This window comes from Bradyrhizobium genomosp. III (genome assembly GCF_000261705.1).
GTDB lineage: Bacteria > Pseudomonadota > Alphaproteobacteria > Rhizobiales > Xanthobacteraceae > Bradyrhizobium > Bradyrhizobium ottawaense.
The window spans coordinates 1-2,754 of the sequence record NZ_AJQF01000377.1; the positions used below are offsets into that span (position 1 = coordinate 1).

The window sequence follows — 2,754 nt, forward strand, 5'->3', positions numbered from 1 at the left end:
GCCGCCCGCTGTTCAACGCGTCCAGGACGATCGGGCCGGTGGCACGACGCTTCGTCACGACGACGACGGCGGACACCGCGCTGTCCGCGAGGAGCTCCCGGTGCGTGCTGTAAACCCGGGGGATGCCGAACTTCTGCGCCGCGGCGGCGGCGAGGTCCGGCCGGAGATCGGCGATCGCGACGACGCGGCAGGCGGAATTGGCAGCAAAATTGGCGAGGTGGCACATCTGGCCGACCATGCCCGTTCCGATGATGCCAATGCCTGGCTTCACTGGCTACGATCCCTCAGCGCTTCCGGATCACGAGGAAATGCGCCGGCTGTCCCCAAATGTTGATGAAGGCCGGATCCGACTGGGTGAGGGCGGCGACCGCAGACGCATCCCGTCGCCCGATTGCGCCAAAGATGCGATGGAAGCTGTCGAGCGTCGCAATGATGGCGTCGATGTCGGCGGCATCGTCGGCCAGAATGTCGGTGGTCCGGATCGTCTCGCGCAGCGACGCGAGGCCGGCGACCACGCGCGTCAGGCTCTCGCCGAAGGGATCGTCGATCATGCCATCGACGTCGAGCACCAGCGCCTCGATCGAGGCCGAGATCGCCTGCACGGCATCGGCCTTGCCGACCAGATAGAGCTTTCGTCCGCCGAGGAAGCTCAGCCGGCTGCGGTCGAGATGGCGTCTGGCGCGATGCAGCTTCTCGTCGCCGGCAAGGACTTTCTTGTGCCAGTAGATGTCGAGGCTGTCGCGGTAGGCGGGCCACGCCGAATGGACGTCGAAGCCCTGTTGATGCGCCGCCGCGCACAAGGTGGCCGCGTCGAGGAAGTAGCGATGCCGGACGAAAGGATTTTCCAGCACGTCCATCAGCCAGGATTCGAAGCTGCGGGTGTGCGGAATGCTGTCCCACTTCGCCTCGAACAGCATCTTTGCCGTGTCGAGCGGAGCGCGACCGCCCAATGCCTTGCCGGCCGCATGGATCGCCTTGAGCGCGAGCTCGAAGAAGCCGCCGTAGCGCTCGTAATAGGACACGACGGCATAACCGTCCGGATTGAGCAGCCGATGGAAGATGCCGAGCCATTTTTCGCTCGGTTGCACCGTGTAGATGAAGCCCTCGGCATCGATGATGTCGAAGCGGCGCTCGCTGCGGAAGCCCTCGACGTCGGCGAGTGCGAGCTCGCGGAGACGTTGGGTCAGGCCGAAATGTGCAAAGTAGGCCTGGATTTTCGGGTGTGCATGCCGGTTCGGCTCGGCGAGCGTCATGTTCGCGCCCCAACCGGCAAACACCAGGGCGTTCTCGCCGGAATCGGGACCGAATTCGAGCACATCGGCATCGCGGAACAGCCGCGGCGGCAGCACCAGCTTGTCCGAGAACAGCTCGCGCCGCTGGCTGGCGTAGGCCTCGAGCTCGGTGGACGATTTGAAATTCCCGAACGTCGGCAGAACATCCTGACGTTCGTAATAGTTGAAGAGCTTGTCCTCAGCCATGCCGCGACCTTAGCGCCGCCTCGAGACGATCGAGCTCGCTCCAGATGTCGTTCGGCGCGAAGATCGCAACGATCTCGAGCGGACGCTTCACGCTCTCGCGCAGCCGGCTGCTGACCTTGGCCTCGTTCTCCTCGTTCACGGCGAGAAGACAGACGAGCGGACCCGACTTGGCGGTGAGATCCTCGGGCGAACGGATCGGAATGCCGGTGCCGGGCAGGAACAGCCCCTGGCGCTCCTTCTGGTCGTCGACCGAGAGGTCGACGAGATTCGCAAGCTCGTGGGCGTTGGTGAAGGTGCAGGCGCGGCAGCCGGCGCCGTAGATGGCGATCTCGGCGCCGTTGGCGCGGGCTTTTTCGAGAATCGGGCGGAGACGCGCGCCATACTCTCTCGCACGCTGACCGAATTTCTCGCCGACGCCGGACGGCGCGGGCGGCGCCGTCACGGCGCCCTTGGCACGGCGGGCTGCGATCGCGAGGCTTCCGCCGCTGAAATTGTATTTCTTCACGGACACCGCCTCGAAGCCGTGGCGCGCCAGCAGCGCGAGCAGGGTCGGTTCGGTGAAATAGCTGACGTGCTCCTCCCAGAGGACGGAGAGGTCTCCCTCCGCTGACCCCGGGGCGAAATCAGGCACGTCGATGAACAGCAAACCGTCGTCGCTGAGGGCGATCTTGACGCAGTCGAAGAAGTTCTCGAAATCGACGATGTGCTCCAGCACCTGGCGCGATATGACGAGGTCGAACTTGCCGGACTGAGCGACAGCATCGTGGGCCATCGCCGGGCTGAGCATGTCGGCATAGACCTTGATGCCGCGCTCGCGGGCGATCTTGCCCGACACCGGATTGGGCTCGACGCCGACCATGACCTTGGTGCCGCGCTCGCGCAGCTTGTCCATGAACAGCCCGTCGTTGCATCCGATCTCGAACACGGACTGGTGCTTGGAGAATTTCGCGATGGTGTCGAGCTCGTCCGCCTGATGCGGCTCCGGCTTCCAGCTGCTGAAATTGTAGTTGAACTGCCGGTACAGAATATCTGGATCGATCGGCTTGACGATCTGGGGCAGGCCGCAATCGCCGCAGGCCAGCACCTCGAACGGAAAGCGTTCATCCTGCTCGTTTCGGCTGCGCCGAAGCCGATGCGCAATCGGCATCAGTCCGAGGTCGATGACCGGACGCAGGTTGGTCGAATGGCAAAGGCGGCAATGGTCGGTCACGGCTTTAACTCTTTGCAGGAGCAGGTCTGGAATCGGCATTCCGAGCCATTACGGCCCGCGGCTGGC

The 2,754-nt window shown here is 64.2% G+C and carries 3 protein-coding genes; all 3 read right to left on the bottom strand.

Annotated features, from left to right (window positions below; translation table 11 throughout):
* Positions 1 to 238, bottom strand: a 238-nt coding sequence (locus IC66_RS0130440; protein WP_244429193.1) for a Gfo/Idh/MocA family oxidoreductase, incomplete at its 3' end; no start/stop codon positions are given.
* Between the two features lie 46 nt (positions 239 to 284).
* Entirely contained in the window at positions 285 to 1,478 is a 1,194-nt protein-coding gene (locus tag IC66_RS0130445; RefSeq protein WP_038950194.1) for a class I SAM-dependent methyltransferase, read from the bottom strand.
* Complete coding sequence (locus IC66_RS0130450) at positions 1,471 to 2,688, bottom strand: class I SAM-dependent methyltransferase (RefSeq protein ID WP_038950195.1); 1,218 nt, start codon at positions 2,686 to 2,688, stop codon at positions 1,471 to 1,473. Before IC66_RS0130450 ends, IC66_RS0130445 begins: the two co-directional genes overlap by 8 nt.
* Positions 2,689 to 2,754 lie beyond the last annotated feature (66 nt).